The sequence below is a fragment of the Marinobacter sp. PE14 genome (assembly GCF_053566155.1).
In genome coordinates, this window is record NZ_JBQXNY010000001.1 from 149,152 (window position 1) to 167,810 (window position 18,659).

Annotated in this window: 21 protein-coding genes; 7 read left to right on the forward strand and 14 right to left on the reverse strand. The window is 57.6% G+C overall.

Translation table 11 applies throughout. The features are described from left to right. Window positions 1-9: 9 nt before the first annotated feature. Genes nirJ through ACWJ62_RS00710 form a run of 6 tightly spaced genes read right to left on the reverse strand, consistent with a single transcriptional unit; the run spans window position 10 to window position 4,934 of the window. Window positions 10-1,206: a heme d1 biosynthesis radical SAM protein NirJ gene (gene nirJ / locus ACWJ62_RS00685; protein WP_449284464.1), complete on the reverse strand. Its 1,197-nt coding sequence runs from the start codon at window positions 1,204-1,206 to the stop codon at window positions 10-12. Between the two features lie 13 nt (window positions 1,207-1,219). Next, complete coding sequence (gene ahbB / locus ACWJ62_RS00690; protein ID WP_449284465.1) at window positions 1,220-1,735, reverse strand: siroheme decarboxylase subunit beta; 516 nt, start codon at window positions 1,733-1,735, stop codon at window positions 1,220-1,222. After that, window positions 1,710-2,192, reverse strand: a complete 483-nt coding sequence (locus ACWJ62_RS00695; RefSeq protein ID WP_449284466.1) for an Lrp/AsnC family transcriptional regulator — start codon at window positions 2,190-2,192, stop codon at window positions 1,710-1,712. The genes ahbB (ACWJ62_RS00690) and ACWJ62_RS00695 overlap by 26 nt, the downstream gene beginning before the upstream one ends. Further along, window positions 2,176-2,688, reverse strand: a complete 513-nt coding sequence (ahbB, locus tag ACWJ62_RS00700; RefSeq protein ID WP_449285330.1) for a siroheme decarboxylase subunit beta — start codon at window positions 2,686-2,688, stop codon at window positions 2,176-2,178. Before ahbB (ACWJ62_RS00700) ends, ACWJ62_RS00695 begins: the two co-directional genes overlap by 17 nt. A gap of 29 nt (window positions 2,689-2,717) precedes the next feature. Beyond that, window positions 2,718-3,182, reverse strand: coding sequence for an AsnC family transcriptional regulator (locus ACWJ62_RS00705; RefSeq protein ID WP_449284467.1), 465 nt, complete (start codon window positions 3,180-3,182; stop codon window positions 2,718-2,720). Between the two features lie 27 nt (window positions 3,183-3,209). After that, window positions 3,210-4,934 (reverse strand): cytochrome D1 domain-containing protein, encoded by a 1,725-nt coding sequence (locus ACWJ62_RS00710; RefSeq protein ID WP_449284468.1) that lies wholly within the window; start codon window positions 4,932-4,934, stop codon window positions 3,210-3,212. A gap of 242 nt (window positions 4,935-5,176) precedes the next feature. Here ACWJ62_RS00710 and ACWJ62_RS00715 point away from each other — a divergent pair, with 242 nt between their 5' ends. The 5 genes from ACWJ62_RS00715 to ACWJ62_RS00735 are packed head-to-tail and all read left to right on the forward strand — an operon-like array spanning window position 5,177 to window position 8,641. Then, window positions 5,177-5,515, forward strand: coding sequence for a c-type cytochrome (locus ACWJ62_RS00715; RefSeq protein ID WP_449284469.1), 339 nt, complete (start codon window positions 5,177-5,179; stop codon window positions 5,513-5,515). Window positions 5,516-5,541: 26 nt separating this feature from the next. Then, window positions 5,542-6,768, forward strand: coding sequence for a cytochrome D1 domain-containing protein (locus tag ACWJ62_RS00720; protein WP_449284470.1), 1,227 nt, complete (start codon window positions 5,542-5,544; stop codon window positions 6,766-6,768). A gap of 1 nt (window position 6,769) precedes the next feature. After that, window positions 6,770-7,516 (forward strand): PhnD/SsuA/transferrin family substrate-binding protein, encoded by a 747-nt coding sequence (locus ACWJ62_RS00725; RefSeq protein ID WP_449284471.1) that lies wholly within the window; start codon window positions 6,770-6,772, stop codon window positions 7,514-7,516. Continuing rightward, window positions 7,513-8,301 carry an AAA family ATPase gene (locus ACWJ62_RS00730; RefSeq protein WP_449284472.1) on the forward strand — a complete coding sequence of 263 codons (789 nt, stop codon included), beginning with the start codon at window positions 7,513-7,515 and terminating at the stop codon, window positions 8,299-8,301. Before ACWJ62_RS00725 ends, ACWJ62_RS00730 begins: the two co-directional genes overlap by 4 nt. Then, entirely contained in the window at window positions 8,267-8,641 is a 375-nt protein-coding gene (locus ACWJ62_RS00735) for a hypothetical protein (protein WP_449284473.1), read from the forward strand. Before ACWJ62_RS00730 ends, ACWJ62_RS00735 begins: the two co-directional genes overlap by 35 nt. 38 nt (window positions 8,642-8,679) lie before the next feature. Here ACWJ62_RS00735 and ACWJ62_RS00740 read toward each other — a convergent pair whose 3' ends face one another. From ACWJ62_RS00740 to ACWJ62_RS00765, 6 genes are read right to left on the reverse strand one after another with little or no spacing between them, the layout of a single operon-like run. Further along, window positions 8,680-8,919, reverse strand: coding sequence for a cytochrome C oxidase subunit IV family protein (locus tag ACWJ62_RS00740; RefSeq protein WP_449284474.1), 240 nt, complete (start codon window positions 8,917-8,919; stop codon window positions 8,680-8,682). Between the two features lie 12 nt (window positions 8,920-8,931). Then, window positions 8,932-9,504 carry a cytochrome c oxidase subunit 3 gene (locus tag ACWJ62_RS00745; protein ID WP_449284475.1) on the reverse strand — a complete coding sequence of 191 codons (573 nt, stop codon included), beginning with the start codon at window positions 9,502-9,504 and terminating at the stop codon, window positions 8,932-8,934. A gap of 5 nt (window positions 9,505-9,509) precedes the next feature. Further along, window positions 9,510-11,333: a VWA domain-containing protein gene (locus ACWJ62_RS00750; RefSeq protein ID WP_449284476.1), complete on the reverse strand. Its 1,824-nt coding sequence runs from the start codon at window positions 11,331-11,333 to the stop codon at window positions 9,510-9,512. Between the two features lie 9 nt (window positions 11,334-11,342). Beyond that, window positions 11,343-12,299 (reverse strand): 4Fe-4S binding protein, encoded by a 957-nt coding sequence (locus tag ACWJ62_RS00755; protein WP_449284477.1) that lies wholly within the window; start codon window positions 12,297-12,299, stop codon window positions 11,343-11,345. A gap of 57 nt (window positions 12,300-12,356) precedes the next feature. Then, window positions 12,357-13,772, reverse strand: a complete 1,416-nt coding sequence (locus tag ACWJ62_RS00760; RefSeq protein WP_449284478.1) for a cbb3-type cytochrome c oxidase subunit I — start codon at window positions 13,770-13,772, stop codon at window positions 12,357-12,359. Window positions 13,773-13,782: 10 nt separating this feature from the next. Beyond that, window positions 13,783-14,232, reverse strand: a complete 450-nt coding sequence (locus ACWJ62_RS00765; RefSeq protein WP_064227586.1) for a c-type cytochrome — start codon at window positions 14,230-14,232, stop codon at window positions 13,783-13,785. 194 nt (window positions 14,233-14,426) lie between these two features. Here ACWJ62_RS00765 and ACWJ62_RS00770 point away from each other — a divergent pair, with 194 nt between their 5' ends. Beyond that, complete coding sequence (locus ACWJ62_RS00770; RefSeq protein WP_449284479.1) at window positions 14,427-15,344, forward strand: AEC family transporter; 918 nt, start codon at window positions 14,427-14,429, stop codon at window positions 15,342-15,344. Here the strand turns inward: ACWJ62_RS00770 and ACWJ62_RS00775 are convergent. Next, window positions 15,341-15,994 carry a cation transporter gene (locus ACWJ62_RS00775; protein WP_449284480.1) on the reverse strand — a complete coding sequence of 218 codons (654 nt, stop codon included), beginning with the start codon at window positions 15,992-15,994 and terminating at the stop codon, window positions 15,341-15,343. The genes ACWJ62_RS00770 and ACWJ62_RS00775 overlap by 4 nt on opposite strands. A 260-nt stretch (window positions 15,995-16,254) precedes the next feature. On the opposite strand from ACWJ62_RS00775, the gene feaR reads away from it, so the two are divergent. Further along, complete coding sequence (feaR, locus tag ACWJ62_RS00780) at window positions 16,255-17,169, forward strand: transcriptional regulator FeaR (protein WP_449284481.1); 915 nt, start codon at window positions 16,255-16,257, stop codon at window positions 17,167-17,169. Between the two features lie 63 nt (window positions 17,170-17,232). On the opposite strand, the gene ACWJ62_RS00785 is transcribed toward feaR, so the two are convergent. After that, the gene (locus ACWJ62_RS00785; RefSeq protein WP_449284482.1) at window positions 17,233-18,642 is read right to left on the reverse strand and encodes an aldehyde dehydrogenase family protein; all 1,410 of its coding nucleotides are present in this window, start codon (window positions 18,640-18,642) and stop codon (window positions 17,233-17,235) included. Window positions 18,643-18,659: the final 17 nt, after the last annotated feature.

The following is an 18,659-nucleotide window of genomic DNA, read 5'->3' on the forward strand; positions in this document are numbered from 1 at the left end:
TGCTTGTCCTTACAGGTTATGAACCGGAATCTCGATGACTGGCGCGGCAACCCGCCGGGGCATGTCGAGCACACCGATTTCTTCGTTAGTGAGGTAACAGCCAGGGTCCTCTTCCCAGAAGTCACCGGAAATGTTGTAGGCCCGAACCCGGGTGTTGCCATTGCAGATGGCCAGGTACCGGCAGTCGGCGCAGCGTCCCTTGACGGGGCGTGGGTTCTGGCGAAAGCCTGTCATCAGTGAGTCACTGGCTTCGGACCAGATCCGGGAGAACGGTGTGTTGCGGACATTGCCCAGGTTGTAGTCCCACCAGAAAGTGTCGGGGTGAACCTCGCCCAGGTTGTCAATGTTGGAAATGTTCACGCCGGAGGCGTTGCCCCCCCAATACCTCAGCCGCTGTTCCAGGGCGGGAGCCTGATCTGGGTAGTTTTCCTGGGCCCACTGCAGAAGGAATGGGGCATCGGCGTCGTTGTTGCCGGTGACGTATTCCCGTTCTATGCCGCGCTCGAGTTCGTCGTGGCAATGGTTGAACAGAAGAGTCATGGCGTCGCGGGTCATGTCGTACCAGGCGTCCCGCTTTCGGTTGCGCCCGCCGCGGCCAGAGTAGTTCAGATGCGATAGATAAAACTTGTCGATGTCGTGCTCGTCCAGAAGCCTGAGTATGTCCGGCAACTGGAGGTAATTGTCCTGAGTCAGGGTAAAACGCAGGCCAACCTTGATTCCCACCTTCTTGCAAAGTTCCACCGCTTTCATGGAAGCCGCGAAGGCGCCTTTTTTCTGGCGGAACTCGTCGTGGGTCTGTTCAAGTCCATCAATACTGATGCCCACGTAGTCGTAGCCGGCCTCGGCGATCTGCTGGATATTATCTTCCGTGATCAACGTGCCATTGGTGGAAAGGCCAACATAGAAGCCCAAAGCTTTGGCGCGGTGAGAGATGTCGAAGATATCCGGGCGCATCAGCGGCTCGCCGCCAGACAGGATCAGCACCGGCACGCCGAAGGCCTTCAGGTCGTCCATCACGGTGTAGACCTCATCGGTACTCAATTCGCCCTTGAAATCCACATCAGCGGAAATGGAATAGCAGTGTTTGCAAGTCAGGTTGCAGCGGCGAATCAGATTCCAGATTACGACCGGGCCTGTCGGTTTCGGAACCGGGCGCACAGGAGCCGGATTCATCAGGCTCTTAATGTAGCGGGTCATTCTGAACATGGTGCTCCCTCTCTTATGATTTCCGCAGCCGCAGACCGGTTTTTTTAAGGATGGCCGAGCTGTAAAGAATGGTGTGGCCTTCGCAGGTGTCTCCGAGCAAGTCGTGAATCTGCGAAGCCTTGTCTTCGACTTCTTCACGGCTGGTACCGTGAACCATGGCAAACAGGTTGTAGTTCCAGTAGGGCAGGTTCCGCGGCCGTCGGTAGCAGTGGCTGACAAAGGGCAGTTCGCCCACTTGCCGGCCCATGTCGGTGATGGCGTCGTCGCGGACATCCCAGACCGTCATGCCGTTGAAGCGGTAACCCAGCCGGTAGTGGTCGGGCACCGCGGCCACCCGCCGGATAACGCCGGCAGTCTGCATGCGTTGAAAACGGGCCAGAACCTCGTCTGCGGGTAATCCCAGTTCTTCGCCCAGAGTTCCCCAGGGGTCCGGTACCAGAGGCAAACCGCTCTGGGTGGCCAGGATCAGTTTCCGGTCCAGCGCGCAGAGCACGTAGCTGTGGTCAGACCGGGAAGTGGAGATGGACATGGAACTCTTCCTCCTTGGGCATGTTGTAAACGCGATAGCCCGTAGCGGATTCAATTGCGGCGATAACCCGGGCTATGTCGTCCGGCGCTTCCGTTGCCAGGACAAACCACATGTTCAGTTCATGCTCTCTGCGGTAGTTGTGGGCCACTTCCTCAAAGGCGTTAACCTTCGCGGTGATGCGGTCAAAGTCCTGTTGGGGAACGCGCATGGCAGCCAGAGTCAGCCCGCCCCCCATTTCGCCGGCGTGGAACATGGGGCCGAAGCGTCTGAGTATGTTTCGGTCCAGCAGGTCCTGCAGGGTGTTCAGAACCTCTCCCTCGGTCACGCCCAGCTCATCGGCTACTGCTGCATAAGGGGAATGAACCAGAGGCAGCCCCGTTTGCAGCCGGTTAATCACAGCTCGCTCCACCTCAGTAAATTCGGGCGTTGTGGCCAGGCTCTCAGTCATGGCTGACATAACGGCCTCCTCTCTGCCGGTAGGCTTTGGTACTGAACAGCACGGCATGGGGTATCTGTTCCAGCCCCTGCTCGGCAATCAGTGTTGCCAGCTGGTTCATTACCCGTTGCCGGTCAACGCCGTGGATCATGCAAAACAGGTTGTAGGGCCAGTCAGGGAGCCGGCGAGGGCGCTGGTAGCAGAGCGTGATATACGATGTGTGAGCCATTGCCTGGCCCAGCGCCTGTACGTGGTCGTCAGGCACATCCCACACCACCATGGCATTGGCGGTGTAACCGAGCGTCCGGTGCCGGACAACCAGCCCGAATCGTTTGATGAGCCCGTGGGCCTGCCACTGTCTGATTGCGGTCATCACCTCGTGCTCTGACAAACCGGTCTTTTCAGCCAGAATCTCATAGGGCTTTGGTGTCAGTGGAAGGCCGAGTTCCAGCTGCCGCCGAAGCCGCAACAAACCCCAGGCACTAACAGGACCGGCTGAGGCGACTTCCGGCACCATTGCCAGACTTTCCGGGCAGTGGTGAAGGGTCACGGCAGTGCCTCCCAGTCAATCTGAAAGCCAAGATCGATGTGGTAGGCCTCGACCATGGGTAAGCGAAGCATGGGAAGTCTGAGTTGGTGTTCCAGTTCGTCGAGCCGTTCTTCCAGGGTCTCTTCGTCAGGTGCGGTCATGACAAACCAGAGGTTGTAGGTGTGCTCGCGGGCGTAGTTGTGATTCACGCCGGGAGCACGGTTTACCCGGGCAGCGACCAGATCCAGCTGTTCCTCTGGTGCCTCCACGGCAGCCAGCAGGCTGGCGCCCGCCCGGCTGTGTTCGAAAACCGGTCCGACCCGGCTGAGAACCTGGCTAGCCTGAAGCGACTGCAGTCGTTCAATGACGTCCTCCTCGGCAATGCCCAGTTGTCGGGACATTGCCTGATAGGGCCTTTCACACACGGGCAAATCCCGCTGAAAAAGGTTGATCAATTGCCTGTCAGTGCTGTCCAGTCTCATTTTCATTCTCCTCCGGGCCGGAATCGGTCAGTACACGTCGTGCTGGGTGTTGTAGACGTTGAACTTGCCGGTGGGTGTTATCAGCCGCTCATCGGTGATCACCTTCTTCAGCTCGCGAGACTTGTCGTCGACGACCACCAGGGCGGATTTCTTGTCCTGAGCGTTCCAGACCGAGAACCAGACCTCATCACCCTCAACGTTATACTCCGGCTGCACGACACGTTTGGCCCCCTCACCCAGGTCTGCCCATTCGGCGATCGGGAGCACGTCATAGCCGTCATCCAGGTTATTGATGTCAAATACCGCAATGCTCTGGCTAACGGTCTCGGCCGGGTTCAGGGCGGTATCTACCCAAAGGTTGGTGGATTTCGGGTGGGTCTTGATGAACAGCGATCCGCCGCCCTGTCCGTTCAGCGTTCTGACCACTTTCCAGGCCTTGTCCGGATGACCTTCGGGGTCGGTGCCGATCAACTGGATGGTCGGATCGCCCAGGTGGCTGGTCGCCCAGACCGGTCCATGCTCCGGATCCACAAAGTTGGCGCCGCGGCCGGGGTGGGGAATCTTGCCCACGTCCACCAGGGCTTCGAGGTTGCGGTCCTGGGAATCGACTACGGCGATCTTGTCGGACTGGTTGGCGGCGGTCATGAAGTAGCGCATGCTGCTGTCCCATCCGCCGTCATGCAGGAATCGCGCTGCATCAATATTGGTGATTGAGAGGTTGTCCAGATCCTCGTAGTTCACCAGCATGATCTTGCCAGTTTCCTTCACGTTGACGATGAATTCCGGATGCTTGTGAGAGGCGACGATGGCGGCGACCCGTGGTTCAGGATGGTATTCCTGGGTGCCCACAGTCATCCCTCGAGTGCCGACGATTTTCTTCGGTTCCAGGGTTTCGCCGTCCATGATCACGAACTGGGGCGGCCAGTAAGTGCCCGCGATGGCGAACTTGTCTTCGTAACCCTTGTATTTCGAGGTCTCGACTGACCGGGCTTCCATGCCAACCTTGATCTTGGCCACGGTATCCGGCTCTTCCATCCACAGGTCGACCATGTTCACCAGAGCGTCCCGACCTATGACAAACAGGTACCGTCCGGAAGCGGACATCCGTGATATATGCACGGCGTAGCCGGTACTGATGATGTGTGCAATCTCATGGGTATCGCCATCAATAAGGGCGATCTGGCCAGCATCCCGAAGGGTCACACTGAACAGGTTCTTCAGATTGAGATCGTTCATCTGCTTGGAGGGGCGGTCCTCCGGAGGAACAACCACTTCCCAGGTGGCCTTCATTTCTTCAAGACCGTATTCCGGCGGCTGGGGCGGCTCGTGCATCACATACTTGGCCATCAGCTCCACTTCGTCCTCGGTCAGGTCGCCGGAGGTCAGCCAGTTCGGCATGCCCGCTGGTGAGCCATAGCTGATAAAGGCCTTGAGGTAATCGATGCCTCTTTCCTGGGTGATGTCAGTGGTCAGTGGCTTGCCGGTTGCGCCTTTGCGCAGAACGCCATGACACCCTGCACAACGCTCGAAATAGATCTGCTTTGCTTTTTCGAACTCGGCATCGGTCAGGTCCGGGGCGCCTGGCGTGCGAACCACTTTCGCGGATTCAGGGTCGACCGCGCTGGCGGTGCCCTCATAAGCGGTTGTCGAAGGATCGGGATCCTTGGGCGTTGCCTGGACAGTCATCACTCCGAAGGAGGCAACGGCGACGGCCAGAGCCAATGGTTTGAACAGCAGGTTTGTTACTCTCATCAGGTTCTCTCCTTGGATTTAAGAGTCCCTGTAGGTTTCGCTTCTTTGTCCTCATGGTCATTGATTAATATCAGATATATGTTATGGCGTTGCGCTATACCCAATGATAGGTAAGCCAAAATAGTCCTGGATCTGAAGTTCCCTATTAACCAATATCAAGGATGAGTGTTATTGCTGTCTTCACGATGTGGCCAAGACTTGGGAGGATGTGGCGTGTGAATGGCTTTTGGCGGGAAGCGCAGATGCGAATGCTGATTTCGGCACTCCTGTTTTTCGGGTTAAGCATGATGTCAGTCACCGTTCTGGGCGACGACAACCCAGACCGGAATGAGAGCCGTGCCCGTCTTGCAAATCTTGTGGTCCAGGATTGTGGCTCTTGTCATGGGCTGACCCTGAGAGGCGGTCTGGGACCACCCTTGCGGCCAGAGAATCTCGACCACCTTCCGGTCGAGGCCATTGCCGCCATTATCCGGGAGGGTGTGCCGGGTACAGCGATGCCACCCTGGAAGCCTCTGTTATCGCCGGAAGAGATCTACTGGATCAGCAAGCGATTGAAATCCGGTGCACTGGTGTCGCCCTGAAGGCCAACCTGGAGGAATGATCAAGTATGAGTCCAACATCTAAGCTGCCCGAAAAACTGATCCTGGCGCTGTTCCTGATCGTGAGCCTGGCCGGGTGTCAGGCGTTCCAGGTATCGGCGGAGGCAGAGTCTCATCCTGAGCTCATGGGGACGGGTGATCTGGGCCTGGTCATTGAGCGTGCTTCTGGTTCAGTATTGGTCATTAATACTTCCCGCCACCAGGTTCTTGGGCGAGTCGAAGGGTTGGGAGATCTGTCCCATGCGTCGGTTGTTTACTCCAGAGACGCACGGTATGGCTATGTATTCGGGCGCGATGGCGGACTTACGAAAGTGGATCTGTTAAGCCGGTCCATTGCCGATCGAGTTATCCAGTCGGGTAACAGTATTGGTGGCGCAATTTCTCAGGATGGCCGCTACGTTGCGGTATCCAATTACGAGCCGGGTGGTGTGAAGGTGTTTGACAGCCAGACCCTGGAGCTGGTGGCAGAGGTCTCCGCCAGCTATACCGGCGAAGACGGAGAACCTGGTCGATCAAAAACGGTGGGGCTGGTGGATGCACCGGGCAACCTGTTCGTGTTCAGCCTGTTCGAGGCCGGAGAAATATGGACCCTCGACATGAGCGGTGAGTCGCCTGAAATCAGCCGCTTCAAGGCCGGCAATGCGCCCTATGACGCCCTGATCACTCCGGATGGCCGTTACTACATTGCTGGTCTGTTTGGTGAGGACGGATTGTCGATGCTGGATCTGTGGAATCCGGGGCAGGGGGCGACAGAAATCCTTCCGGGTTATGGCAAGGGTGAGCAAAAGTTGCCGGTTTACAAGATGCCTCATCTGGAGGGCTGGGCTATCGCCGATGGGCGGGCCTTTGTTCCGGCCGTTGGTCACCATCAGGTACTGGTGGCGGATACCAGTGACTGGTCTCTGAGCGATCGTATTCCCGTACAGGGTCAGCCGGTATTTGTTATGGCCAGTCCGGACAATCGCCAGATCTGGGTGAGCTTTGCCCACCCGAACAACGATGTGGTGCAGGTGATCGACTCACAGACCCATGAAATTATCCGTACTCTGGAGCCCGGTGACGCAGTTCTGCACATGGAATTCACGCCACGCGGCGAAGAGGTTTGGGTATCTGCCAGGGACAGTAATCGGGTCACCGTATACAACACTCGCTCGCTGGAGCCCGTTGCAATGCTGAGTGGCGAAAAACCCAGTGGCATCTTTTTTACCAGTCGGGCCCATGCCCTGGGCCTCTAAAATGTGGCGGATAGTGCCTGGCGCGGCGCTGGCTGGCCTTTTGTCTACCGTGCATGCGAGCGACGGGGGCGCACGGATTGTGATCGGGGTTGAGTCTGCGACCAGCGTTACCGATGTGGCTCGCTACCGGCTGACGGAGTATCTGCTTGATCATGGCTGCCGGGCCGACCTCAGGTTTAACACGGAGATCGGAGACTTTGCTCTGGCGTTCTTGTCCGGTATTCCGGCCGGGCGACCGCCGATTCTGGAGGCGGTTAACCGGAACGGACAGCTTCCGGTTCCTGTCTGGGTTACGCGAAGAACGGCCGGTGTGAGGCATATTCGGGATCTGCAGGGTCGTGATCTTGCGACGGTTGCCGACAGAGATCTGTTGGGTGCCAGCTTGCCGCTGGCGGAACTGAAAAAACAAGGCTTCATCCCTGCGGCGGAGCAGTTGTACGAAGCGGGAGACTACAGCTCTGCTCTGGGCTTGCTGCTTCACAACAACACTCACGCGTCGGTTTCAGAGTTGGGGTTTGTGAGGCCGTTTCTGGACGGGAACAACCTGGTGGTGAGCTGGCAGGGCAAACCGGTAGCCGCAGCAGCCTGGTACCGTCAGGCTGCCTGGAGCCAGGCGGCGTTGGCCTGTGAGCAGGCCTTGCTAAGGTTACAGCGGGAAGATGATTCGCAGATATTCGTCATCTTCCCTGAATGGGTTTTTGGCTTTGCCTTGCCCGAAAGACAGTATTCAGAGGATTCAATGCAATGACGTTTTACCAATCGGTTGGTAACGAAATAGAGCTGTTTCAGGCGGCGGCAACCAACGGCTTGCCCGTGCTCATCAAAGGCCCGACAGGCTGCGGCAAGACCCGTTTCGTCCGGTTCATGGCCGAGAAGCTCGGACGGCCAGTGTATACCGTTGCCTGCCATGATGATCTGACCGCCGCCGACCTGGTAGGCCGCCACCTGATCGGGCCGGAAGGCACCTACTGGCAGGATGGGCCATTGACCCGGGCGGTGCGTGAAGGTGGCATCTGCTACCTTGATGAGGTGGTGGAAGCCCGCAAGGACACCACAGTGGTTCTTCACCCGCTGGCGGATGATCGCCGCGAATTGCCGATAGAACGCACCGGCGAGGTACTGAAGGCGGCTCCCGGTTTTATGCTCGTGGTTTCTTATAATCCCGGCTATCAGAGCCTTTTGAAGGGCATGAAGCCCAGTACCCGCCAGCGCTTTGTATCAATGAGCTTTGACTACCCGGACGCAGAGGCGGAACAGACCATTGTGATGGAAGAATCCGGATGCAACCGGGACCTGGCGGAGCAACTGGTGAACCTGGCGCGATCGGTTCGCAACCTTAAGGATCACGATCTGGAAGAGGCAGCGTCGACACGCCTGTTGATTCATACCGCCCATCTGGTGCGGGCGGGTATGCCCGTTACCGAAGCCTGCCGCGCCGGGATGATAGAGCCGTTGTCGGACGATGAGGCAACAGTAAGTGCACTCATGGAGGTGGTCTATGCCGTATTCGGGAGGTCAGACGAAGGCCAGTAGTGGGGCCGTGGTTCCGGTTGTCTGGTACCTTTTGAACCTGTTGGCCCTGCCGGCTATCGGATTCGCGGTGCTGGCGTGGCTGTTTATTGGGTCGGAGCAGGTACCTGCTTTGCGGCGGGGCCATATCCGGGCGTCGTTTTTCATGTCGATAATAGGCGCCACGCTGATCTTTTCCGGCGTGGGGATGTTCTGGCTGCTGTTTGGCAACACGGGCAACTTCTGGACCGGCGCCATTGTCTGGGCAATTGTTCTGCACACGTCGTTCGTATTGTGGGGGATGATCGCCCTGGCTCAGGCTATTGGTGACAAGCCTCCTTATTTTCCACGACGTTTTCTGTGAAGGCGGGGTCAGATGAACGCTTTCACCTGACCCCATGTTCAATTCATGGCGTGAAATCCTGCAACTGTCGCCACCACTATCGGCGCCCATGCCTGGGCGGCGACGCGCCAGCCTGTCGGTGCCTTCCGCATTTCCATGAAATGATCGACCAGCAGAACCGCTTTCACGATCACCAGTGCAAAAACCAGCCACACGAGAACGGAAGCATCTGCGCCGGCCTTCATGACAATCAGGGGCGTGATGGTGCAAACCATCAAGGCGATGTAAACCGCTAGCATGGAGACTCCTCCTTACGCCAGAACGTAAAGCATCGGGAACAAGACCAGCCACACCAGATCCACCATGTGCCAGTAGGATGCGCCGGATTCCATACCGTTCATGTCGTCGCCGTTGTACTCGCCTCTGCTGACCTTCATGGCTAGAACAACCAGGATGATCTGGCCCAGGACTACGTGCATAAAGTGGAAGAAGGTGAGGAAGAAATAGAACATGAAGAAGGTGTCGGTGCCCAGGTTGTACCCGTTGCTGTATAGGTCTGCGTACTCCCAGAGCTTGCCGAAGGAGTAAATGGAGGACGCGGCGATGGCACCCCAAAGCAGCGGGGTAACGCCAGGCTGGCGATGGCGCAGCCGGTGAACGGCGACGGCCACCAGATAGCTGGCGGTGATCAGGCCGATCGTGTTGATCAGGCCGGTCCAGGGGTGCAATGCCTGTCGGCCGGCGCTGAACGTGTCCGGGTCGAGGCTGCGGGCGACGCCGAAGCCAATGAACAGAATGCCGAAGACCGCCAGTTCCGCGAATATGAAGAACCAGACGGCCAGATCGCCGGGGAGGTGGCGGCGTGTTGGGGCGGGTGCGTGCATGGGCGTCAGCGTGTCAGGTTCATGTAGAGTTTCGGTAGCTGAAGCGGCAACTGTGTCGGGTCCTTGATGACCACGAAATGATTGCTGCCGAAAACATAGGGTAGGTATTCATTGGCATCGTCGTCGATGGTGACGCAGAAGGGCGTCAGGCCAGCCTTGTGGGCTTCCTGCACCGCCATTCGGGTGTCCTCCACGCCGTAGCGGCCCTCGTACAGGTCCAGGTCGTTAGGTTTACCATCGGTGAGCAGGAGCAGGATTTTCTGGTGTTCGTGGCGCCCCTGCAGCAAACGGGTCGCCTGGCGTATCGCGGCACCCATGCGGGTGTAGTAGCCCGGTTCCAGTGCCTGGATTCGGCCACGGCTGATGTCATTGTAGGGTTCGTCGAAGGACTTGATGTGATGGAACCGTACGTGGTCCCGCCGGCGAGAAGAGAAGGCAAAAATCGCAAAGGGGTCTCGGCTCGCTTGCAACGCTTCGCTGAGTAGCTGTAAGCCGTCCCGGGCGATGTCGATCACCCGCTGGCTGTTATTGATGAACGTGTCTGTGGACATGGAGACGTCCGCCAGAATCAGGCATGCCAGGTCTCTCTGGTTCTGTTTGCAGCGGCGAAACAGCTTCTGGTCGATAACGCCGGAGCCCCGGCGATGCTGGACTTCGCGTTCCATGCAGGCGTCCAGATCGAGCTCCTCGCCTTCGGTCTGTCTGCGCTCCCATTGCCGTAGCGGTTTCAGGGCGCTGAACTGTCGACGCAACCTCATGGCGGATCGGGACAGGTGGTCCGGGAGCCGCGTGGGCACAGACTCCTTGCTTAGCATCGGCTGCAGGCAACAGAATTTTTCCCGGTAGCTCTGGCTACGCCAGTCCCATTCCGGCAGATGGATGCCGGGCCCCAGGTGCAGGTCGTCGTTTTCTTCCGAAGGCAGGTCAAGGTCGAACTTGATGGCTGAAGAGGCTTCGCGCCGGTCCTTGGAGACAGAAATCATGTCCATGTCATCGGCCACGGCGTCGGCATCGTCTTCCTGGGTATCGTCGCCGGCCCGGTCTACAGGAATAAACTCGCTCCAGGAGAACAGGTTTTCCAGTCGGAACAGCATCAGGCCCTGATCTTTATCGAATGCATCCACCCGTTCAGCACGCCGGCGCTTACGCTTTTTGGCCAGTCCGCCCGGTGTCGAGTTCAGATTGTCATCACCGATGATCTGCCCGGTAACCTTGCCCTGGGCCAGGGTGGGGTAGAGCCAGATAACTACTGGCCAGGGATCGGACTCAGCCCTTGGCAGGGATTCGACGCCGCCCGGATCAATCAGGGCCTGTCGGATTGCCTTCTCACGACGGCTTTCGGATGTTGGCAAAGTTTTGGGGTCTGGTCGCCATTGAAGGGTATGGCGCACCAGACGCTGGTAAACCGGCTCCAATCCCGGCCATTTGGCCAGGAGGGTCTGAACCATGATCTGGTTGCCAGTCAGCCAGTCGGAATCCGTCAGTTCACCAAGGGAGGCCAGTGCCGCTAGCCAGAGATAAAGATCCCGGTTTGTTCGTTTTGAGGGGAAGAGTGCGAGGCGTTCGGGCAGCCTCAGGCTTTGCTCGTCGCGCCAGGCCAGTTCAAATTTCTTGTGGGTGCCGGCCAGCTTCTGCAGGAAGCGCCGCCGGGTCTGGAAATGTCGGGGTTCCGCTGTGACCAGGCTGAGTGCCGGGTCGCCACCGAGCGCCCGGAACAGAACACCCAGAGTTCGTGCCTCGTCTTTGAGGTGCACCGCATGCTCCGGAAACTCACCCATGGCCTGGCGGGTGATGTATTCGTGCCATTTGAAGCCTACCCACTCTTCCATTTCAGCTCCTCAGGTTCCGGCCTTTTGTCGGCGTGTTGATGGATCAATCTGGCGTACCGGAATAAGAACGGTCTGTTTGCCAGGCTCACCGGGTTCCCAGCTGAGCAGGGACCCTTCCGGATTGTTCTTCTGCACCTCCCGGCAGGCGCTGACACACTGCAGGCATTGGGTACAGGTGAACTTTGCCCGCTTGTGACTGCGGGTTGGTAAACGCATTGGGCAGGCTTCATCGCAGGCTTTGGTGCAATCTCGGCACGCGGCCGCCCTTTTTGTATCAAAAGTGACAACCCTGCCTTTGCCGTTGGTCATCCAGGCGATGCTCTGAACCACACCGAAAGCGCAGCCATACTTGCAGAACAGGTGCCGGGCGAAGAGGAAGTCCAGGGCAAAGAAGGAGGTGGCCACAGCCAGAAAAATCGACGGGTAAAACGTCAGATTGCCGGTAACCAGATCGCTGTATAGCGGTATGGGCGGTAACAGGTAAGACAGCATGGCCAGTGCCCAGGAGAAGCCAATCAACCCGCAAACCGCTGCCAGACCGGCCCAGTGAACGGCCTTGCCGAGTCTGCCCTTGCGCATTGCCTCGTAAAGGGTTGGTCGGCCGGTTACCCGGGTCATCAGATGGTTAATGGTTTCCACTACTGAAAAGTGCGGGCACAACCAGCCGCAGTAGATTCGCCCCCATTTCCAGGCAATCCAGAGCACCAGCGGTACCAGTAGCGTTATGGGAAGTATGAACCAGACGAGGATCTGCCCGGCCACTTCCGCCGGCGAGCTCTGGCTGACCCAGGCCAGCTCAAGATTGAATGAGAGGGGAAACCCGAAAAGTACGAAGTGGGTTTCCGTAAGATCGTAGCGAAAAATGTTAAGTACCGGCGCAAGCAGAAACAGCCCGAAGAATGCGGTGCGGGTCAGTAACCGTTTTCTTTGGAGGGTGTCCTTTTCTGGAAGACTCTGCGCATGCACGGCAAACATCCGTTTTTGGTTGGGCAGGCCGGAGCTGATCGCTCCGGCCTGCGGGTATCATGCTTCCTGAGTGGCAGGTCCACGGACTTCTTCAGCCGGTGATGCCTGGCCCTTGATGAAGAAGCTGCCGAAGTACACCACCAGACCGGCCATGAAGAAGCAGCCGGCGACCAGACGCATCCAGTAGAACAGTGAAATGTTGTCCTGGGTTGCCATGAACGACAGTGCTTCACCGCTCTCCGGAAGCCGCTGTAGCCACACTTGCAACACACCGGCACCGGTCAGGAACAGCGTGATGAACACCATGGAAATGGTCATCAGCCAGAAGCCCCACATCTCGACTATCTGCGCGGTATTGCTATTGCCGTAAGGCCGTCCCCGCATAATGGGAACTGCGTAGGAAATGATGGTCAGCACAATCATCACGTAGGCGCCGTAGAACGCCATGTGCCCATGGGCTGCGGTGATCTGGCTGCCGTGAGTGTAGTAGTTGACCGGCGCGAGGGTATGCAGGAAGCCCCACACACCGGCCCCCAGGAAGGCCATCACCGCAGTGCCCATGGCCCACAGCATGGCGGCCTTGTTGGGGTGGTTGCGACGACGCCGGTTAATCATGTTGAAGGCGAAGATCACCATCATGAAGAACGGCAGCGGTTCAAGGGCGGAGAATACGGAACCCAGCCACAACCAGTACTCGGGCGGCCCGATCCAGAAGAAGTGGTGCCCGGTGCCAATGATGCCGGTAATCAGCGCCATGGCGATGATCACGTACAGCCACTTCTCGATGACTTCCCGGTCAACACCGGTGAGCTTGATCAGAACATAGGCCAGGATCGCGCCCATGATCAGTTCCCAGACGCCTTCAACCCACAAGTGCACCACGAACCACCAGAAGTACTTGTCCTGAGTAAGGTTGCCCGGGTTGTAGAAGGAGAACAGCCAGAGCACTGCCAGGCCGATCAGGCCGGTAATCAACACGATGTTGACCACAGTCTTGCGGCCCTTCAGGGCAGTCATCATGATGTTGTAGAGAAAGCCGACAACAACCAGCGCTATGCCTATCTTGGTGATGGTGGGCTGTTCAAGAAATTCCCGCCCCATGGTGGGCAAGAGCTTGTTCATGGTGACATCCGCCAGGGTGGCGTAGTCGACAAACAGGTAGCCAAGAATGGTCAGGGTGCCGGCAGCGGCGAATACCCAGAACAGAATCCAGGCCAGCAGCGGGCTGTGCAGCTCGGTCTGTGCCTCTTCCGGAACCAGGTAGTAGGTTGCCCCCATAAAGCCGAACAGTAACCATACAATCAGCAGGTTGGTATGCACCATCCTGGCAACGTTGAAGGGGATTTCCGGAAACAGGAAATCACCCACCACGTACTGGAGACCAAGGATCAGGCCGAACAGAATCTGGCCGGCAAACAGAACCAGGGCAAAGATGAAGTAGGGCATTGCTACCCTTTGAGATTCGTATTTCATGTCTGTTCCCTTAGCCTTCGATGTTGGGTGGCCAGTCGTTATCGTCAATCTTTGAAGTCCACTCCAGGAAGGCAGCGAGATCCTCGATTTCCTGATCGGTCAGATTGAACTGGGGCATTTGGCGGCGGCCGGGCACATTGGTGGGCATCGCGTTCATCCAGGCGTTCATGTACGCCTGGAAGACTTCGCTGTTCCCTGCGCCGCGGCGGTCGAATACGTTGGCAAGTTCCGGCGCAAAGTACGCGCCTTCACCCATCAGGGAGTGACAACCCACACAGTTGTTGTTTTCCCATACATGTTTGCCACGAACCACCTGGTCGGTGAGTTGGTCGCGGTTGTCCCGCTCGGGCATCGCCCGAATCTGGGTGTCAAAAGTCAGCGCCAGAAACAACAGGACGAAGAAAGCACTTCCTCCCAGGTATATGTTCCTGGCCATGCTTTTGGTAAAGCGCTCGGCCATAGGTCTCTCTCCTTGGTCTTTGTGGAATACCTGACTGCGCCACTAGGATATAAAGATGCATCCTAAATGCTGTTGATGATTATCAAGCATGCCCGGATATTTCACCATTGCGCCGGGGAGTTACCTCTGGAGGGGTAGGTGGTAAACTGCGCGCCCGGCATGTCCGGATTCGTTTTCTTGCCCACGGAGTGCCGATGGCCGCCGCATTTGCGCTTTTTTTCAAGCTTATTCCGCTCTATGTAACGGTCGCCCTGGGCTGGGTTGCCGGTCGCTACCTTGAGGCGAGCGGCCGCCACATTGCCGGCATCATGCTCTACATCGTGACACCGTCGGTGGTGTTTTCAGGGGTAATGGCGGCGCCCCTGTCTCCGGAAGTCATCCTGTTGCCGTTTATTGTTTTTGGCATCTCATCTGTTCTGGGCATCGTGCAGCTCAAGCTGGCGAAAAAGGTTCTTACCGACGGCAGTGCCAACATCATTCCCCTGTGCGTAGGCTCCGGGAATACCGGGTATTTCGGTGTTCCGGTGGCCCTGTTGCTGTTCGGGGAAGAGGGGCTTGGGCTCTACATCGTGTGCATGCTGGGCACCACACTGTTTGAGAACTCCGTGGGTTTCTATCTGGCCGCGAGGGGGCGGTACAGCATCAGAGATGCGCTCTGGCGGGTACTGAGGCTTCCCTCTGTGTACGCCTTTTTGGCGGCTGTTTTCCTGAATCTGGCGGGGGTCGGAATTCCGGATATCTTCGTGCCCCTGTTTGATAACCTGCGGGGGGCTTACAGCATTCTCGGGATGATGATCATCGGTATGAGCATCACCAGTTTTCGCGGGCTGGCGGGCAACGTCCGGTTTACGGCGTTGGCGTTTTTCGGGAAGTTTGTGATCTGGCCACTGGTGGCTATTGTGTTCTGGTGGGTCGATTCAACGCTTCTGGGGATCTATCAACCAGCGGTGCACAAGGCCATGTTCCTGATCTCAATCACGCCCATTGCCGCCAATACCGTGGTCATCGCCACCCTGCTGGATACCTCGCCAAGACAGGCAGCGGGGACGGTACTGCTGACCACGCTGTTTGCCCTGGCGTTTATCCCGGTGATGATTTCGTTGGCGTTCTAATGATTCTGTGACCCTGCCGCCGCCGGCTCGCCTTCGCTCGCTCTGGCTTCCGCGATGTCGCTCCGGGCATGGCGGACGACACTTATACCGGCGGTGATTGCCAGTGTGCCCATGATCGCGGCAACGATCAGGTCCGGCCAGGCTGTTCCGGTGCCGAACACCCCGAGAGCGGCCACCATGACGGCGACGTTGCTGATGGCATCGTTGCGGCTGCAAAGCCAGACCGAGCGCATGTCGGAGTCGCCTTCACGAAACCTGAACAGCATCACGGCAACGCTGACGTTGGCGGCAAGGGCCAGCAGGCCGACGGCCCCCATGGTCAGCGGCTCCGGCGTAATGCCCTCCTGTACCACCCAGACCGCCCGGGCCCAGACCACCAGGCCGAACACCGTCATGGTGATCCCTTTAACCATGGCCGCGCGTCCGCGCCAGAGCATGCCCATTGAGAGGACCGTCAGGGACAGAATGTAGTTGGCGCTGTCGCCGAAGAAATCGATGGCATCCGCCATCAACGACACCGAGCCAGATGAAAGGCTGGCGATGCCCTCCACAAAGAACATGACCAAGTTTACCCAAAGCGCAATCCATAAGGCCTTACGAAAGCCGGGAGCAGGGGATTTGGGTTCGGGGGCGGAGCAACTGCACGCCATAAAGACCTCCTCTAATCGAATGTCTTTATTAAAAACCCTGTAGTTGCTACAGGGTCAAGTTTCTTTGAGGCTCTTCGCTGGAGAGCATCAATTATTCAATGGCAATCAAGTGATTCTAAATAAAGATTTGGGGCTTCAGTTCAGTATCGAAACTAATCCTGAATGCTCGCAGTGTCCCAAATCCGGGGCGCTTGACATATACAAAGGAACTGGCCAATCTCTGTACAAATAATCATAAAGCCGATTTCGGTGGGTCAGTTATGCTTGGAAACGCCTTCGCAACGGCAGGGTTCGACCGCTGGATCAGTGATGTAAATCAGATCTGCGGACCTTTTTCGGCAGAGCCTCTCGAACAGGAGTTCTCCGGAAACATAAGTAAAATGGGATCCAGTGCCCTGGATATGTCCCACGTTACCATTCGTGGCGCTCAGCTTGTGCGGGGCCGAAGCGATATCCGTCGTTGTGTTACTCCAGAGTTCTTTTGTGTATTCCAGCTCCGAGGAAAGTCGAGGGTAGAGCAAGCTGGGAACAGGTCTATTCTTGAGACAGGGGACATTGTTCTGGTTGATTCGGCTCTTCCCTTCAGCTTTACCTACGACAATGAGTCGGAGCAGATTTCGTTGATTCTGCCGCGCCCAATCATAGAGCGAACTCTGAATCTGTCAGGGATCGAGCTTGGTGTCCGGATTCCCTCCGATAGCCATATTGCCCGCGTAGCGAATTTATTGATTGGCGGAGCGGCAAATTACGACAGTCTTGATGAGGAAGAAGGCGCAGCGATCATTGACTCATTGATCATGCTGATCAAACCCTCTGTCATCCGAAGTGTTGGGCAGCACAGCCCAAGTGAGCGCGTGTTTCTGCAAGCTGCCTCATTTATTCGGGAAAACATCGGGGAGTCTGAATTGAGCGCGCGGATGGTGGCAAATACCACCGGAACCTCGGTTCGCGGCCTCTACCGGGCGTTTTCTGCCCGCTCGTTGACCGTGTCGGGGTATATCAAAGCCCAGCGGCTGGAGATGTGCGCCGATTACCTGAAGAAGTCCAAAGGCAAGGTGAACCTGACGGAAGTCGGATACCGTTTCGGTTTTGTCAGCCCCAGTGCTTTTTCAACGGCTTTCAGGCAGCATTTCGGGGTGACACCTTCGAGTTTTTGCCAGGACCGTATTTCCTGAAAAAGGGGAGCTGCCAGGCCGTTGATTCTGGCAGCTCCCTAAAGGGGCAGTGTCGCCGACGCTTTATTTCTTGATGCTGATAACTCTTGGCTGAGTGACCGCTTTCAGTCCTTCCAGGCCAAACTCGACCCCATAGCCGGACGCTTTATTGCCACCAAAAGGCACCATGGGGTGAATTGCCCCGTGCTGGTTGATCCAGACGGTTCCAGCTTCGAGTCTCATGGCAACCGGCTCAGCTTCTTCCGGGCTGTTGGCCCAGACCGAGGCGCCAAGGGCTGCTGACAGGCTGTTGGCAGAAGCGACTGCGTCGTCCAGGTTTTTATAACGGACGATAGGCAAAGCCGGGCCGAACTGCTCCTCATCCACCAGCCTCTGCCCATCCTGAATGTTGCCCACGAGGGTTACAGGCAGGAAGTAGCCGGTGTCAGGCACATCGCCGAATTCCATGACATCGCAGCCGTTGGACCGGGCATCGCCGACCAGCTCCTTCACCTTGTTGTACTGCATCTTGTTCTGGAGCGGACCAATCAGGTTGTTCTCGTTCATGCCGTCGCCAATGGGCATCTGGCGGGCAAGATCACTGAGGGCGGCAATCACCGAGTCGTAGTCGTTTTCGTGCACATACAAGCGCTTGATGCACGCGCAGGTCTGACCCATGTTCAGGAATGCGCCCCAGAAAAGCCCCTCTGCAATGGCGGTGGCATCAGTGCCAGGAACGACGATGGCGGGATCATTGCCGCCAAGCTCCAGCGTGATCGGCGCGAGGTTTCGTGACGAGGCTTCGATAATACGCCGGCCGGTCGCCTCGCTGCCCGTGAACATGATCTTATCGATGTCGGGATGGCTGGTCAGCGCGGCCCCGATACGGCCGTCCCCGGAGATGGTGTTGAGAACACCCGGGGGCAGTACCTGATTGATCAGCCGAACCATTTCCAGTGTTGCGATCGGGGTGTATTCGGAGGGTTTGAGAACCACCGTATTGCCCATGCGGATGGCAGGAATAATTTGCCAGATGGCAATCATCAGGGGCCAGTTCCAGGGAGCAATCGCTGCCACCACGCCCAGTGGTACCCGGTGCAGTACGTCCTTGCGTTCCTCGTCCTCGTGGACGGTTTCCGGGGCCAGTGCCAGTGCTGCCGGTACCTGTGTCCAGCCCACGCAGGCCTGCATCTCGAAACGGGAGCCGGGGCCAGACAGAGGTTTACCCTGCTCACGGGTGATCAGTTCGGCCAGGTATTCCGAGTTATCCTGCAGTACCTGAGCCACGCGGGCGACTGTTTCCTGTCGCTCCTGATCACTGACTCTGGACCAGTCCTTCTGTGCGTTGCGTGCGGCAATGACGGCGTCGTTTACGTCCTGCTCGCTGCTGATGGCCGCGAGCCCCAGGGAATCACCGGTTGCGGGATTGAGAATCTCCTGGTGACTGGTTGCCTCAACCGGTTTCCCATTCACCAGGTTGCTGTAGGTTTGCATGACAATGCTCTCCTGCG

Coding starts and splice junctions, on each gene's coding strand:
- ACWJ62_RS00775 (WP_449284480.1), bottom strand. CDS start 15,994: ATGGCGTGCAGTTGCTCCGCCCCCGAACCCAAATCCCCTGCTCCCGGC.
- ACWJ62_RS00710 (WP_449284468.1), bottom strand. CDS start 4,934: ATGAGAGTAACAAACCTGCTGTTCAAACCATTGGCTCTGGCCGTCGCC.
- ACWJ62_RS00750 (WP_449284476.1), bottom strand. CDS start 11,333: ATGGAAGAGTGGGTAGGCTTCAAATGGCACGAATACATCACCCGCCAG.
- ACWJ62_RS00720 (WP_449284470.1), top strand. CDS start 5,542: ATGAGTCCAACATCTAAGCTGCCCGAAAAACTGATCCTGGCGCTGTTC.
- ACWJ62_RS00715 (WP_449284469.1), top strand. CDS start 5,177: ATGCGAATGCTGATTTCGGCACTCCTGTTTTTCGGGTTAAGCATGATG.
- ACWJ62_RS00760 (WP_449284478.1), bottom strand. CDS start 13,772: ATGAAATACGAATCTCAAAGGGTAGCAATGCCCTACTTCATCTTTGCC.
- ACWJ62_RS00735 (WP_449284473.1), top strand. CDS start 8,267: ATGCCGTATTCGGGAGGTCAGACGAAGGCCAGTAGTGGGGCCGTGGTT.
- feaR (WP_449284481.1), top strand. CDS start 16,255: ATGCTTGGAAACGCCTTCGCAACGGCAGGGTTCGACCGCTGGATCAGT.
- ahbB (WP_449284465.1), bottom strand. CDS start 1,735: ATGTCCATCTCCACTTCCCGGTCTGACCACAGCTACGTGCTCTGCGCG.
- ACWJ62_RS00730 (WP_449284472.1), top strand. CDS start 7,513: ATGACGTTTTACCAATCGGTTGGTAACGAAATAGAGCTGTTTCAGGCG.
- ACWJ62_RS00770 (WP_449284479.1), top strand. CDS start 14,427: ATGGCCGCCGCATTTGCGCTTTTTTTCAAGCTTATTCCGCTCTATGTA.
- ACWJ62_RS00740 (WP_449284474.1), bottom strand. CDS start 8,919: ATGCTAGCGGTTTACATCGCCTTGATGGTTTGCACCATCACGCCCCTG.
- ACWJ62_RS00725 (WP_449284471.1), top strand. CDS start 6,770: ATGTGGCGGATAGTGCCTGGCGCGGCGCTGGCTGGCCTTTTGTCTACC.
- ACWJ62_RS00745 (WP_449284475.1), bottom strand. CDS start 9,504: ATGCACGCACCCGCCCCAACACGCCGCCACCTCCCCGGCGATCTGGCC.
- nirJ (WP_449284464.1), bottom strand. CDS start 1,206: ATGTTCAGAATGACCCGCTACATTAAGAGCCTGATGAATCCGGCTCCT.
- ahbB (WP_449285330.1), bottom strand. CDS start 2,688: ATGGTGCCGGAAGTCGCCTCAGCCGGTCCTGTTAGTGCCTGGGGTTTG.
- ACWJ62_RS00695 (WP_449284466.1), bottom strand. CDS start 2,192: ATGTCAGCCATGACTGAGAGCCTGGCCACAACGCCCGAATTTACTGAG.
- ACWJ62_RS00785 (WP_449284482.1), bottom strand. CDS start 18,642: ATGCAAACCTACAGCAACCTGGTGAATGGGAAACCGGTTGAGGCAACC.
- ACWJ62_RS00765 (WP_064227586.1), bottom strand. CDS start 14,232: ATGGCCGAGCGCTTTACCAAAAGCATGGCCAGGAACATATACCTGGGA.
- ACWJ62_RS00705 (WP_449284467.1), bottom strand. CDS start 3,182: ATGAGACTGGACAGCACTGACAGGCAATTGATCAACCTTTTTCAGCGG.